At 70.3% G+C, this 15,465-nt stretch carries 7 protein-coding genes; all 7 read right to left on the bottom strand.

What is annotated here, in order from left to right; translation table 11 throughout:
* Nucleotides 1–5: 5 nt before the first annotated feature.
* Complete coding sequence (locus O7611_RS17775) at nucleotides 6–1,163, bottom strand: acyl-CoA dehydrogenase family protein (protein WP_194803221.1); 1,158 nt, start codon at nucleotides 1,161–1,163, stop codon at nucleotides 6–8.
* Nucleotides 1,164–1,187: 24 nt separating this feature from the next.
* A complete protein-coding gene (locus O7611_RS17770) occupies nucleotides 1,188–2,471 on the bottom strand; it encodes an acyltransferase domain-containing protein (protein ID WP_269697261.1) in 1,284 nt (427 codons plus the stop codon).
* Nucleotides 2,472–2,548: 77 nt separating this feature from the next.
* Nucleotides 2,549–11,458, bottom strand: coding sequence for a non-ribosomal peptide synthetase (locus tag O7611_RS17765; protein ID WP_269697260.1), 8,910 nt, complete (start codon nucleotides 11,456–11,458; stop codon nucleotides 2,549–2,551).
* Between the two features lie 21 nt (nucleotides 11,459–11,479).
* On the bottom strand, nucleotides 11,480–11,692 hold the full coding sequence (locus O7611_RS17760) for an MbtH family protein (RefSeq protein ID WP_194803211.1): 213 nt from the start codon (nucleotides 11,690–11,692) through the stop codon (nucleotides 11,480–11,482).
* A 305-nt stretch (nucleotides 11,693–11,997) separates the two neighbouring features.
* Nucleotides 11,998–13,323 (bottom strand): MFS transporter, encoded by a 1,326-nt coding sequence (locus O7611_RS17755; RefSeq protein WP_194803224.1) that lies wholly within the window; start codon nucleotides 13,321–13,323, stop codon nucleotides 11,998–12,000.
* A gap of 104 nt (nucleotides 13,324–13,427) precedes the next feature.
* On the bottom strand, nucleotides 13,428–14,186 hold the full coding sequence (locus tag O7611_RS17750) for a thioesterase II family protein (protein WP_194803225.1): 759 nt from the start codon (nucleotides 14,184–14,186) through the stop codon (nucleotides 13,428–13,430).
* Entirely contained in the window at nucleotides 14,183–15,451 is a 1,269-nt protein-coding gene (locus O7611_RS17745; protein ID WP_194803226.1) for a Zn-dependent hydrolase, read from the bottom strand. The genes O7611_RS17750 and O7611_RS17745 overlap by 4 nt, the downstream gene beginning before the upstream one ends.
* Between the last annotated feature and the right edge of the window lie 14 nt (nucleotides 15,452–15,465).

Genomic DNA, 15,465 nt, shown 5'->3' with positions numbered 1-15,465 from the left:
GGTGCTCAGGACATCGCGGGCACGCCGACGAGGCTCGCAATGACATTTCGTTGGATTTCTGATGTGCCGCCGTAGATGGTTCCGGCGAGGGCATCACGAAGTTCGCGCTCGATCGGCAGGTCGCTGACGTAGCCGCGCGCGCCGTGTAGCTGCTGCGCGTCCAGGCACGTCTGGATCAGACCCTCGGTGGCGAAGACCTTCAGAATGGCGCACTCGAGTAGCGCCATTCGGCCTTGACTCTTGAGCCAGGCGACGTGGTAGAGCATCAGACGTGCCGCCTCCAGGCGTACCCGCATGTCGGCGATCTTGTGCGAGACGGCCTGGAACGCGCCGATCGGCTTGCCGAACTGCCGCCGGGTCGCCGCGTGCTTGACGCTCATGTCCATGACCCGACGCATCGCGCCGATGGCCGCGGAGAACATGAAGCTCCGCTCCCACTCGATCGTGGAGGTGAAGATCTGGTAGCCGCGGCCCTCGGCGCCGAGGATGTGATCGGCCGAGAGGACGCAGTTGTCGAAGCGGATCTCTCCCATCAGGGTGCCGCGCAGCCCGGCCTTGGGGATGTCCCGGACGACCTGGACCCCCGGCAGGTCGGCCGGGACGATGAACAGGGTGAGCGCGCCCTGACCCGGCCCGTCCCCGGTGCGGGCGATGACCGTGAACAGGTCCGCCACCGGTCCGTTGCTGATGAAGCACTTGGTGCCGCTAAGCACGTAGGTGTCGCCGACCCGCTTCGCGCGGGTGGTCATGGCCAAGATGTCGGATCCGGCCGCCGGTTCGGTGAGCGCGTGGGCACCCACCATCGACCCGTCCACCAATGGCGGCAGATAGCGGGCGCACTGCTCGGGCGTGCCGTGCTCCACGATGTACATCACGCAGGCCCAGAGGTGATTGTTGATCGCGAAAGTCAGCCCGTTGTCCCGGCAGGCATAGGCGAACGCCTCGTGCGCGACCATGGCGCTGACCGGGTCGAGCTCCGAGCCCCCGAACGCGCGGGGGACCGTCCAGCCCAGCACACCGAACTCGGCGCACCTGGCCCAGCCCTCCCGGTCGAAGGTCGCTGTCCGGTCGTGCTCGGCGGCGTGTGCGCCGACCTCCGCGCGAGCGAATGCGATCACCTTGTCCCGCAGGCTCAGCTGATCGGGACTGAGAGAGAAGTCCATCGAATCCTCCGTTCGGTTGGGTGGTCAGCGGATCCGCGGCCACGTCCGGCGCACCGGCTTCGCGGCGCCGGGCCAGCCCGGATGTCCCGGCGTGCGGGCGGACACCGCGTGCCAGTCGACGGGGAATCCGCGTACCCACGCCTGCGCCGCGACCGTCAGCAGCGCGACGACCTCGCCGTGCGGGCTGGCCATCCGGCTCAGGGCCGGCACTACGTGCGCGGTGGTGTTCGTCGGCCGGTCGGGGTGCAGGTTCGCCAGTGAGCAGAGCATCTGGCCGGGGCCCGTCTCGACCGCCAGGACCGACGGCAGCTGCCACATCTGGGCCACGTTGTCGGTGAAGCGGACCGGCTGAGTCAGGTGCTGTGCCCAGTACGTCGGTGTGGTCGCCGCGTCGTCGATCCAGCCACCGCTCACGTTGGACAAGAACGGAATACCTGCCGGACGCAGGGACACCTTACCCAGCTCTGCGAGCAGCGGCGCCACGATCGGTGCCATCATCGGGCTGTGGAAGGCGTGCTCACTCTTGACCCGCATCGCCGGTACCGCTTGGGACAGCAGCGTGCGTTCGAGCCGCTCGACGGCTTCGGTCGGACCGGCGGCCACGCAGACCGACGGCCCGTTGACCGCGGCCAGCGACACCCCGTCGGTCAGGTAGCCACTGAGCGCGTCCGGGCCGAGCTGGACCAGGAGCATCGACCCGCGGGGTGCGGCCTCGATCAGCTCCGCCCGACGGGCCAGCAGGTGCAGCGCGTCCGGCAGGTCCAACACGCCGGCGATGCAAGCGGCGGCATACTCGCCGACGCTGTACCCGAGCATCGCCGACGGGTGCAGCCCCCACCGCCTCAGCAGAGTCGCCAGCGCGTACTCGACGGCGAACACGAGTGGCTGGGCGATGCGGGTGCGGATCAGGTCGGTGGCTGACGCCGCATCTGTCGTGGAAAACAGCGCCTCGCGGATGTCCGTCCCGAGGTCGGGCATGAGCAGCTCGGCGCATTCGTCGAGCGCGGACCGGAAGTCCGGCATGGTGTCGTACGCGGCGCGGGCCATCCCGGCCCGTTGGTCGCCGACGCCGGGGAAGAGAAAGACCAGCGATCCGGCCGCGGCGGCGGTGACTTCGCTGGTGGCGACCAGGGCCGGCGCGGGATTGGCGAGAAGGGCGCGAGCGTGTTCGGCGTCCCGAGCGATGATGGCGAGCCGGTGCCGCTCCCCGGCCGGCGGAGCAGGTGGCGCGGCCTCCGGGTGCTCGGCGAGGGCCCGTGCGAGCTGATCGGCCGCCGCCCGCAGGCCCTCGGGCGTAGCCGCAGACACGCACAGTACCTGCCATGTCTCGGCCGGTCCGGACCCGGCTCGGGCGGCCTGGGCTCGGTCGGCGAGCGTGGTCTGGTTCATGACTCCTCCGCGCTGGGAAGCGTGATCTGGACCTCGGCGAGGAGGTCGGTGGCGAACCGTAGGTCGCCGCCGACGTTTGCAAGGACGATGACGCCGGTACCGTCCTCGACGACGCCCAGCGACAGGGCCTGGTACGCATCTCCGTCGCCGGAGTGGCCGTACCACCGGCGTCCGTCGCGCTCGAGGGCGATGCAGCCCAGGCCGTAGGCCGCGGCGCTTGCCGGGGTGAGCATCCTGGTCGCCAAGTTCTGGTCGAGGAAATCTCGCCGGGCGCCGGTGACGGCTTCGCGCAACGCGCAACTGAGCCGTGCGAGGTCGGTGGCGGTTGTCCACAACCCGGTGGACGCCAGCTCGGGAAAGGTCCGCCAGCCGCCGGGTAGCGGTGTGCCGCCGGCCAGGTGCCCGTGCGCGACGCGGTCCGGGTACCACAGCGGGAACTCGGGGTCGAAGCCGCTGTCGGTCATGCCGAGCGGAGTGAACACCAGATCCCGCATGGCCTCTGGATACGGCATCCGGGTGACGTCGGTGACGATCTGCTGCAACGCGGAGTAGTGCGCACCGCTGTAGCGGAACTCGGCGCCGGGCTCCAGCTCGACCCTCACCGGCCGGGAACCGGCCGCGCCGGAGAGCACCTCCGGCAGCGACGGCACCGCCTCGCCGGGTGGATACCCCGGATTCGGGACGCGGGTGAGGCCGGCCGTATGGCTGAGCAGTTGCCCTATGGTGACTCTCCGAGCGTCGGGCAACCGCCACGTCCGCAGGTAGGCGCGCGCGTCCTCGTCGAGATCGAGAGCGCCGTCGCGGACCAGCCGCAGCACCCCGGCCGCGGTCACATGCTTGCTGACCGAGCAGACCTGGAAGGCGGTACGCGCACCGACGGCGATGGTACCGCCGGCTTTCGTCACGCCCTCGCCCCAGGCACGCACGATCTCGCCGCCCTCGATGACCGCGATGCTCACCGCCGGTACGTGGTGTTCGGCCATCGCGGAGCGCACCAGTTCCGCGCCTGGGGCGAGCCGGCCCACGCCGCTGGCCGGACGGACCGCTTCCGGTGCCGCCAGAGGCGGTTCGCCGCGCAGGAGTGCGGCCAGCGCGACCGGGGTGGGATGCCGCAGCAGGTCCGGAACCTTCAGGTCCAGGCCAGCGCGCCGGGCCTGGGAGACCGCCTCGAAGGCCAGGATCGAGTCGCCGCCGAGGGCGAAGAAGTCGCTGTCGGGCTTCACGTCGGTCAGGCGCAGCAGCGCGGTCCAGATTCCGCAGAGGGTGGTGACCGCGTCGTCCGCCGGGCTGATCTTTTCGACCGGGGTGTCCGCCGCCGTTGCGGTGAACGTGTGCAGCACCGCGGTGTACTCGTCGAGCAGCCGTCCCACCGTCTCGTCGTCGTAGTGCGCGCGCTGAAATTCCATACCCAGTCGCAGCGCCCCGTTCAGCTCAGCGGTGACCTTCAGCGGGTAGGGCGGCTCGTCGGATCGGAGGTCGAGATCAGACGGCGGTGACTCGTCGCCATAATCCATCTCGTCGGCGTTGAAGTGGTAGAACACCAGCAGCGAATGGAACAGGCTCTCCCGGCCGAGTCCGGCGGCGCGGCGGATCTGTCCGAGTGAGCAGTGCCCGTGTTCGTGCTGGGTCAGCTGGTCACCCTGCACCTGGCGTAGCCAGTCGCCGAACGCTGGTGCGTCCAGCCGGATCCGGGTCGGCACCGAGTTCATCAGCGTGGTGACCATGCCCTGGATCCCGGGCACGTCTGCTGAGCGGCCGACGATCGTGCTCCCGAACACCACGTCGTCGCAGCCGGTCTGGCGGCCGAGCAGCAGGGCCCAGGCCGCGTGCAGGATGGAGTTGAGGGTGACCCGGTGCGCCTTCGCGAGGGCCTGCAAGCCGGCCAGCATGCCGTCGGGGGCCGGGCGCTCGATGCGTCCGCCGCCGCTGGCGGGTTGCGCGCTGGCCAACGGCGGCGGCGTCGCGCCCGGGAATCGGTCCAGCGTCTCCCGCCAGTACGCCTCGTCCTGCTGCGTGTCCCGGTGGTGCAGCCAGTTCAGGTACTCGCGCGGGTGCGGGGCGGGTTGCGCGGGTGGGACTTCGCTGGTGCGCAGGGCCCGGTAGATCTGGATCACCTCACGGACGATGATGCGCTGACTCCACCCGTCGATGGCCACGTGGTGGCTGTTCCACAACAACCGATGGGTGGCCTCGCCGATACGCACGAGCACCAGGCGCAGCGGCGGCTGTTCCTCGATGTCCATGCCGCGGGTACGCTCCGACGCCACCAATCGGTCCAGCCGATCGTCCAGCTCGGCGGCGGGAACGCCCCGCCAGTCGTGCTGTTCCACGGGTACCGGGAAGTGCCGCAGAACGACCTGTACCGGATGTGACAGACCATCCCAGGCGAACAAGGTACGAAGCCCGGCATGGCGGTCGACCACGTGTTGCCAGGCCCGGATGAACTGGGCTATGTCGAGCTCACCGTGCAAGTCCGAGCCGAACTGGAGGAGGTACAGGTCCTTGCTCGCGGTCAGCCGGTGGAAGACCATGCCGGCCTGCAGCGGGGCGAGTGGGTAGACATCCTCCACTTCACCGGCGCCGACCCTGGACAGTAGTGCCGCCAGCTCGGGTTCGGGGAGATCAGCGAGCGGAAAGGCCACGTCGGTCGGCGCAGTGCTCGACGGTGTCGACGGGACCGAGTTGCCGTCCTCGGCGAGGAACGCGGCGAGCGTCGGCCGGCGGAACAGGTCTCGGGGCCGACGGATCAGGCCGATGTCCCGGGCCCGGCCCACGATCTGCATCGCCTTGACCGAGTCGCCGCCCAAATCGACGAAGTCGTCGTGCATGCCGACTCGGTCGGTCCGCAGCACCTCGGCCCAGATCGTCGCGACGGCGCGCGCCGTTTCGCCCTCGGGCGCCACGTGCGGGACATCCCGCCGGACCGCTGTCGCGGCCGATGCGGGGCTGCCGTTCGCGGTGACGGCGGTGGGGTCGACGGTCGGCGCAAGGTCGACCAGACGAGCGCCGGGCTCGACGAGTTCCCGCAGGGTCGCCACGTAGGCGGCGAGCGTGTCCGGCGCGGCCTGCTCGTCGACGACCCGGGTACGGTCGGCGTTGAGCCGTAGCATCACCTGATCGTGGAGTCCCACACCGAGGACGAGCGGGTACCCGGTCTGCTCGTGTGCCTGCTCCAAGCGGACGGAAAGCTTGTCCCACCCCGGAGCGTCGGGGCCGGCGAAGTTCTCGTAGACGAAGATGCTGTCGAACATCGGCCGGCCGGCGGGAACTCCCGCGGCACGCTGCACGTCGGTGAGCGCGCAGTACTCGTACTCGCGCATCGCCACTTGCTGTGCCTGCAGCCCGCGCAGCCATTCGCCAAGGTCTGTGTCCGTCACCGTGACCCGGGTCGGCAGCGTGTTCATCAGTACGCCAACCACCCTGTCGATGCCGTCAAGGGAACCCGAACGTCCGGCGGACGTGGTTCCGAAAACCACCTCCGGGAGGCCGCTGTCGCGCGCCAGCAACAGCGCCCAGGCGGCCTGCAGCAGGGTGCCCGGGGTGACCCGGTGCTCCTGCGCGCACCGTCGGATCGCCGCCGTCTCGGCCACCGTGAGCGTGCCGCGTGCGGTGCAGACTCCGGCGCCTTCGGCGTCGCCGACCTGGTTGTCGGGTACCACGACGGAGATCGGCGTGGGCCCGCCGACCCCAGCCAGCTCCTGCCGCCAGTAGTCGGCCGCCGCCTGGGCCGGCTGCTCGGTGAGCCAGGCCACGTAGTCCCGCAACGGCACCGCCGGCGCCAACGCCACCCGCCCGTCGCCTGTCCCGGCGCGGTAGTGCTCCAGCACGTCGGCCAGGACCAGCGGTGTGCTCCAGCCGTCCAGCAGGATGTGGTGGAAGACCCAGACGAGGCGGTACTCAGCCGGGCCGGTACGGATCAGGTAGAAGCGCAGCGGTGGCGCGGCGTCGAGCCGGAAGCCGTGCCTGCGGTCGGCGGCCAGCAGTCGCGCCAGGGCGTCAGCGCGCTCGGGATCGGCCATGCTCTGCCAGTCCATCTCCAGCCAACGCAGCGCTGGCGTTCGGTGTACCAGCTGCACCGGGTGCGGCAGTCCCCGCCAGCGGAACGAGGTCCGCAGCACGGCGTGCCGCGCGATGACGGCCTGCCACGCACCCCGCAGCGCCGCGGCGTCCAGGTCGCCGTCGATGGCGAAGACGAATCCCTCGACGTAGTCCCCCCGGTTCGGGGCGGCCGTGCTCTGGAACAGCATGCCGATCTGCAGCGGGGTGAGGCGGTACACATCCTCGACATCGGCCAGCGCACCCTGCGCGGAGAGCTCGTCCAGGTGCCGCTGGTCGAGGTCGGCCAGCGGGAAGTCCGACGGCGATGCCGCGGCGAGCCCCACCACCGCGCCACGGGCGAGCTCGTCGACGGCCGCGTGGAAGGCCTCGGTGAGGCGGGCGACCGTCTGCGGGGCATGGCAGGAGGTGGCGTACGTCCAGCCCACCCACAGTCGGCCGTCGGCTACGTACGCGGTGATCTCCAGGAGGTACGGCCGGCGTCCCTCGAGTGAGCGCTCGACCCCGAGGCCACCCGCCGTGGTGCCGTCCATGGTGCTCAGGTAGTTGAAGCAGATCGGCACGCCGACGTCGGGCAGCCCCGTTCCCAGGTACCGCGCGATGCCGTACCCGATGCCCCGGTGAGGCACCTTGCGCACGGTGTCCTTGACCGACCGGACCCAGTCCGCCGGCCGGGCTCCCGAGGCGTGCAGTCCGACCGGGTGCAGAGCGGTGAACCAGCCCACCGTCCGGCTCAGGTCCACGTCGTCGAAGAGCGGTTCGCGGCCGTGTGTCTCCAGGTCCACCACCACGCCGGGCAGATTCCAGACGTCCCCGGTCGCCCGGGCCAGCGCGGTCAGCAGGATCTCCTCGACACTGGCCCGGTAGTCGCCAGGCAGCCGGCGCAGCAGCACCTCGGTCTGCTCGGCGGAGAGCGAGGACACCGCCGTCGCCGCGTCTGCGGTGCGGTTCGCGCCGCCGGGACGGTCCAGCGGTACCCCGGGCAGCTCGGCCAGCTCCCGCGCGTACCCCTGCCACCACTGCGCCTCGTCCCGGAACCCGTCGCTGTGCGCGTACCCGGCGAGGCGCTGCGCCCACTGCCGGGCCGAGGTGGTCTTCGCGGGCAACTCCGGCTGGCGGCCCGCGATCAGTGCGTGGTATCCACGGTCGAGGTCGGACAGCAGGACCTCCCAGCCGATCCGGTCCACCGCCGTGTGGTGTACCGCGAGCAGCAGCTCGTCGGATCCGTCGTGGCGGAACAGGACCGCCGTGAGCAGGCGGCCCTCGGTCAGGCTCAGTCCGGTGTGCGCGCCGGTGGCGATCTCGTGCATCATCGCCTCGGGCTCGTCGGCCGGCAGGTCGACGACGATGAGCGGGTCGTACCCGACCTTCGCGGCGAAGCTCTTCCTCCAGCCGCCCTCGTCGCGGGCCATCGTCACGCGCAGCCCGTCGTGGTGGCGCAGCAGCGTCCGTATCGCCTCGCGCAGCGCGGGGACATTGGCGCGGTCCGGGTATGCCACGCGGACCGCCTGGTTGTAATGGTCGTGGTGCAGGTCCTGAGCGGTAAACCAGTGTTCGATGGGGGTGAGCGGGGCCGGTCCGCTCACCTCGGCCTGTTCGGCGGAAACCGCGTTCATCGGCCGGGTCGCCGCCGCGGCGGCCAGCTCGGCGACGGTCTGGTGACTGAACAGCAGGGCCGGGGTGACGTCGAGTCCCTCCGCACGCGCCTCGCCCACTGTCCGGATAGACAGCAGCGAGTCGCCGCCGAGCGCGAAAAAGTTGTCGTGGATGCCAATCTCGGACACGCCGAGCACGCGCGACCAGATCCCGGCGAGCAGCCGCTCGATGTCGGTGCGGGGCGTCACCTTGTCCGTGTCGACGGGCTCGACGGGGTCGGGCAGGGCGGCCCGGTCGACCTTCCCGCCGGAGGTGAGCGGCAGCTGGTCGAGCACGGTCACCACCGACGGCACCATGTACTCCGGCAACCCGGCCGCGACGAACCGTTTGACGCCGTCGGCCTCGACCGCCGCACCGGCGGTCCCGACGACGTACGCCGCCAGCCGCTGATGGCCGCCGGCCTCGCGGCAGACAACCACCGCCTCGGTGACCTCCGGGTGGGCCAGCAGACGTGCTTCGACCTCGGCCAGTTCCACCCGGTACCCCCGGATCTTGACCTGGTGGTCGATCCGACCGAGGAAACCGATGTTGCCGTCGAGGTGGAACCGGGCGAGGTCGCCGGTGCGGTACATCCGGGCACCGGGCAGCGGGTCGTACGGGTCCGGCACGAACCGCTCCGCGGTCAGCGCCGGGCGCCCGGCGTAGCCGCGGGCCACCCCGACACCGCCGATGTACAGTTCGCCCACGATTCCGGGTGGGGCCAGCCGCCCCTGGGCGTCGAGGACGTACATCCGCAGGTTGGCGATCGGCCGGCCGATCGAGATCGGCGACGCCGGGTCGAAATCGTCGCCGATCTCGTAGACGGAACAGCCGACGACCGTCTCGGTGGGGCCGTACTCGTTGATGATCCGGCCCTGGGGGGCGATCTCGCGCCAGGCCGTGACGGTTTCCGGCCGGACCTCGTCGGCCCCCACGACATAGGTGCGCACCGAGTTCACCCGGGAACCGGCCGGCGTGAGGTGGCGCAACGCGTCGAGGTGACCCGGAGTGATCTTCAGGAGACTGTAGTCGCCGTCGCGCTGGATCAGGTTGGCCAGCGTCTGGACCTGGTCTGTCTCCGGCAGGAGCGTGACATCCCTCCCGCTGATCAGCGGGAGCAGGAAGTTGGGTACGGACAGGTCGAAGGCGATCGAGCCCACCATCGGTGCGCCGGACGCACCCTGGACGCCGTAGCCGTCGATCGACCAGAGTAGATAGTTCGCCACGCCGCGGTGGGTGACCAGCACTCCCTTGGGACGGCCGGTCGAGCCCGAGGTGTACATGACGTAGATCAAGTTGTCCGGGGTGGTGACCGTCTCGGGATCGGTCCCGGCGTACCCGGACAGGTCCTCGGTGGGGACACAGATCCGCTCGCCGTCGAAGTCCGCGAACCTCTCATGGGTATCGGCGGCCGTCATCAGGATCCGGGCGCCCGCGTCCGAGAGCATGTAGCGCTGGCGCTCCGCCGGGTGCGCCGGGTCGAGTGGCAGGTAGCAGCCACCGGCCTTGAGGATACCCAGGAGCGTCGCGTGCAGGTCGGTCGATTGCGGCAGGCACAGCCCGACCACGTCCTCGACACCCACTCCCCGTGCGCGCAGGAGGTGCGCGACGCGGTTGGCCCGAGCGTTGAGCTGGGCGTAGGTCACCGCCTTCCCATCATGTTCGATGATCGCGGTGGCCAGCGGTGTGGCGGCGGCCTGACGTTCGAAGAGTTCGTGAACGCACAGGTCCGGGTAGGTGACCTCGGTGTCGTTCCACTCGCGCAGCATGGTGTCGCGTTCGGCGCCGGTCACCAGCTCGACCGAGTCGAGCGGCGCGTCCGGCTCCGCGACGACCTGCTCCAGCAGCGCGACGAAATGTGCGACGAAGCGGTCGATGGTGGCCCGGTCGAAGAGGTCGGTCGCGAAGCTGAGCTCCAGCCCAATCTCACCGGTCCCGCCGTTGACGGCGATCATCGTGAGGTCGACCTTGGCGGTGCCGTTGTCGAGATCGACGTGCTGGACCACGGCCTCAGGCAACTGCCAGGTCTCCTCGGCCGCCTCGACGCACTGGAAGATGACCTGGAAGATGGGGTTCCGCGAAGCGTCGCGCACCGCGCCCACCCGCGTCACGATCTGGTCGAACGCGACATCCTGATGGTCAAGCGCGCCGCGGACGGCGCGGTTGGTCCGGGCCAGTGCCTCGGCGAAGGTCGGTCGTCCGGCGAGGTTCATCGGTATCGCGACGGTGTTGGCGAACAGGCCCAGGGCGTGTTCGGTCTCAGGCGCCCCGCGCCCGGACAGCAGGGAGCCCACGGCGAACTGCTCCTGCGTGCTGTATCGGGCGAGCAGGGCCGCGTACGCCGTCAGAAGCACGTTGTGGACCGTGCTGCCGCGCTGTCCGGCCAACGTGCGGACCTGGGTACTCAGGGCGGCGGGCAGCAGGGCGACGAACGTCTCACCGCGGTCGGACCGGCGCGGCGGCCGGGTCCGGTCGAGGGGCAGCTGCAGGCCGTCCGGTAGGCCGGCGAGCGCGTCGGCCCAGTAGTCCAGGTCCTCGCGGAGCCGCTCGGGCGGCACGGCGGCCTGCCAGGCAGCGATGTCGCCGAACTGCACGGGGGGCGGCGCCTGGTGCAGGCGGCCGGTGACCACGGCCGTGTAGGTCTCGCAGAGTTCCTTGGCCAGCAGGGCACAGGACCAGCCATCGGTGATGATGTGGTGCTGGGAGATCACGACGAGGAATTCCTCGTCGTCCACGCGATACACGGTGAATCGCAGCAGCGGGCCGGCTTCGAGGTCGAACGGGGTGGCCACCGCGAGCCGAGCCTCGTGTAGCGCGGTCGTGCGACGCTGGCCCGCGGTGGCCCCCGGTGGAGACACGACGGTGAAGCAGGCTGGCGCGGCGGGGTGCACGACCTGGTGGTTGTTGTAGATGGTGGTCCGCAGGATTTCGTGCCGCGCGACCAGCAGATCGGCGGCCTGCCGCAACGCGCCGAGGTCCAGCACGCCACGCACCGTCATTGTCCGGTGCACCGTGTACGCGGCGCCGCCGTCGAAGAGCTGGTCGGCCAGCCATACCGCGCGCTGTGCGGGGGAGAGGGGGATGGGTCCGGTCGGTCGGGGTGGGATGGTGCGCGCCGCGGTGTGGTCGGCCTGGCCGAGCAGGCGCCGTGCCAGCAGGGCGCGCTTGGATTCGGACAGCGCCGTGGTGCGTCGGGTGTCGGTCGTCGTGGCCATCGTTGACTCCGGTCCGGCCGCTCAGGCTGCGGTCATCTGTTGGCGCAGGCTGAGGGGTCGCATGTCCGTCCACACCTGCTCGATGTGGTCGAGGCAGACCTGCTTGGTGCCTTCCACTCCGGTGGGTGACCAGCCGGGCGGTACGGTGCGGCCGGTCGGCCAGATCGAGTACTGTTCCTCGTCGTTGACCACGACGGTGTAGTGCTGTTCCTGCTCGGACACGTCTTCTCCCATCGCAGCCTCCGAGGGCCGTCGAGTCGGCCCTGCTCGGTTGTCTGCGAGGCTGGCGGTCGGCGCTTTCGCGGGCCTTTCAACCGCCTTCCCCGTGGCCATCGTGGTGCTGAGGGCTGAGGGCTGAGGGCTTGTCGCGCACGCACGCAGAAGGGGCGGGACCGCGACGCGTTCCCGCCCCTTCTTGCGTGGCGCCCCAACAGCTGCCTGCGGCGGCGATCACATACCGTTCACCTGTACTGGCGGGCGACCAGCCGCACCGTCCAGGATCAACCCACTCCGACCGGAACGCCGCACGGAGGACCCACCTAGGCGTGGTCCTTGGCGACCACCGACTCGGCAGTCGCCTGCGTGGGTGGCTGGGGTGCCGCCGGGCCCGGCTCATCGGCCGGCGGCGCCGCGAGGGTGTCCCCGGAGCGGGCCAGGCCGATCAGCACCCACCCTGACAGCAGCAGGACGAGGCCCTCCGCGCCGAGTACGAGCCGGTAGTCGAAGGCGGCGATGAGCGCCGCGCCGACACCGATCGACATGAGGTTTGGCGCGGAGGTGAGCACCTCCAGCGCGGTGAAGACGCGGCCTTGCAGGTGGTTGGGGGAGACCCGTTGGAACAGGGTCAGGATGGCGATTGCCATCCATGGCAGGCCGACACCACCCAACAACTTGCCGGCGATAGCCGCGGGCAGGAAAGCAATGGTCATGAACAGCGGGCCGAGGGCGAAGACCGCAATGCCTGCCGCGGCGACCTTGATCTCGCCGAACCGCCGCATAACCCAGGTCGCGGTGAGCCCACCGATGATGGCCCCGACGCCTTGGACCATCTGCAGCACGCCGAGGAACTCGGGCAACTGGCGGAGTCCGTCGACCACGGCATAGTTTGCCGATTCGCTGAAGCCGATGACCAGGGTGGCCACCGCAGTGCCGATCGTGACACCACGCAGTGTCTTGTTCGCCAGCAGGAAGTGGAAGCCCGCGCCGAGGTCGCGGCCGAACGCGGTCAGCCGCCCCGCCTTCGTGGCCCCGGCCGCGCCGCCCCCGGGTTCGTGGGCGGCGGGGACGGGCTTGGCCTCACGGAGCGACAGCGCGGCGGTACAGGCCGCCGCGGCCAGGAACGTCACCATGTCCAGTGCGACGACCAGCTGTCCACCCACCAGCGTGAAGAGTCCGGCGCCAGCGAGCGGGGCGACGATGCGAAGACCCTCCTGGGCCGTCCGCAGCGCGGCGTTGGCGCTGGGTCGCAACTCGGTGGGGAGCAGGGTGGACAACAGCGCGGACTGCGCGGGTGCCACCAGCACGTTGAGCCAGCCGTAGAGCAGCATCACGGCGTAGATGAGCCAGACGTCGCCGCTGTCGTTCACCAGCAACAGTGGCGCGACGACCAGGGCGCCGGCGAGGTTTGCCACCACCAGCAGGGGTCGGCGGCGCACCCGGTCGACCAGTAGACCGCTCAGCGGGGCCATTAACGTCGGCAGGCTGAAGAACAGGAACGTCAGTCCGGCCGCAGCGCTACTGCCTGTCAACGTCTTGACCCAGATGCCGCATGCCAGCCACATGGCGCTGTCGCCGAGCAGCGACAGGGTCTGGCCGATCAGGTAGAGCCGGGCATCGCGGTTGGCGAGTAGTCCGCGGGCCGTCATGCGGCGCCTCCAGGGATTGAGAGGGTGAGCACGTATGCATCCCAATGCATCTTCTACAACGAGGCTCTCGCGGTTGCGATCAAGGGGCACCTTACTGCAAGTGCTCAGCCGAGTTCGAGCAGTGGTGTGACCGTTTCCAGGACAGCGTTTCTCTGTTCCCGGACGAAGAAGTGGCCGCCCGGGAAGGTGTGGTGCCGGAAGGGGCCCGTCGTGTGCTCCCGCCACTGGTCGACCTCGTCAACGGTGCAGAGTGTGTCGGCGGCTCCCGACATCGCCACCATCGGCGCGGTCAGCGGACCACCGTTGCGGGCATGGGCGTACGTCTCCGAGACGGCGAAATCCGCCCGCAGCGCCGGCAGGACCAGCTTGATCAGCTCTGGATCGTCGAAGACGGCCGGCGGTGTGCCGTCGAACCGGCGGACCGTCTCGATGAGTTCCGCCATGGGCAGGCCCCGGATCGGCGGGAGGGCCGAGGGCAGGTGCGGCGCCCGTCGTCCGGAGACGATCAACGCCTGCGGCTCGGGCCGGCCGATGTCGCGCAAGCGGCGCGCCACCTCGTACGCCAGGAGCGCACCCATGCTGTGGCCGAACAGGAGGTAACGGCCGTCCGTGTACGGGGCGATCTCCGGCACCAGGGCGTCGACGATCGCGTCGAGGTCGTCCAGCGGGTCCTCGCCCAGGCGGTTCTCCCGCCCCGGCAGCTGCACGGCCAGAACCTCCGAATCCGGAAACCGCCGGGGCCAGCCGCTGTACGCCGAGGCGCCCGCGCCCGCGAACGGGAAGCAGATCAGGGTCGCCTCGGCGTGCGGGACCGGCCTGCGGTTGACCAGCCACGGACTCGTGGTCGCGACACTGCCGTTCATCCCTGCAGTCCTTCCTGCTCCATGAGGAGGATGGCCGACTGCAGCAGGACATTGGCTCCGTGCACTAGGTCCTCGTCGTCGGTGTACTCCTCCGGCGCGTGGCTGACGCCGCCGCGGCTGGGCACGAAGATCATGCCGATCGGGGCCTCCGTGGCGATGATCTGGGCGTCGTGGCCGGCGCCGCTGGACAGCACCAGGTGCTCAAGCTCGAGCGAGCTGGCGGCCTGCCGGATGACCGAGCTGACCGTGGCGTCGGCGGCCACTGGATCGGTGCGCATGGTGACGTCGATGTGGACCAGGGTCGCCTCGCTCACCCGGAACGTGTCCAGCTCGGCGCGGATCGCCGCCTCCGCGCGGCGCAGTCGGCCACGGTTGGAGTCGCGGATCTCCGCCGTGAGGTGGACCTCGCCGGCGACCACGTTGGCCTCTCCCGGTGCGACCATGGCGTTGCCGACCGTGGAGACCGAACACAGCCGTTGTTCGCGGGCGGCGCGCTCGATGACGAGGATCACCCGGGCCGCCGTGGCGAGCGCGTCCGCCCGCAGGTTCATCGGGGTGGTGCCGGCGTGCGCCTGCCGCCCGCGGATCTCGATCTCCACGATAGTACGTCCGTTGATGGTGTCGACGACGCCGATCGGTATCCCCGCGCGCTCCAGCGTCGGCCCCTGCTCGATGTGTACCTCGAGGTACGCCCCGATCGGCGTGGGCCAGCGGGCGGACTCCTGCCGGTCGATGTCGCCGCCGCTGCGCCGCAGCTCGAGCGCCAGCTCCTCGCGGGCGCCGTGCGTGACATTGGCCGGCAGCGCCGACTGGCCGACCACCGCCCGAGAGCCGAAGAAGGGGTACGGGAACTTCGCGCCCTCCTCGTTGCTGAAGGCGACAACGACCGGCTCCAGCCAGCCGGTGCGCCCTTGGGCGGTGAGTTGCCTCAGGACCTCCAGGGCAGCCACGACGCCGTACGTACCGTCGAACTGACCGCCGTTGGTCACGCTGTCGAGGTGCGAGCCCAACATGAGAGTGGGCTTCGTGGGATCGGCGCCGGGACGCCGGATGATCAGGTTGCCGGCCGCGTCCACCGTGCTGTGCAGGCCGTGCTCGGTGGCGCGCCGGGCGATGTGGTCGCGAGCCTTCCGCTCCGGCTCCGAGAAGCCGGGGCGGGTGATGCCGCCGTTGGGCTGCGCGCCGAACCGGGACATTTCCGCCATCGTCGCCAGCAGCCGCTCGGCGTCGACCCGAGCGACTTCCTTGGTCAGTGCTGCGGTCATTGCGATCTCCTTCG

This window comes from Micromonospora sp. WMMC273 (assembly GCF_027460285.1).
In the GTDB taxonomy this organism is placed as follows: Bacteria; Actinomycetota; Actinomycetes; order Mycobacteriales; family Micromonosporaceae; genus Micromonospora; species Micromonospora aurantiaca.
This window is presented reverse-complemented; position numbering and strand designations above follow the sequence as displayed.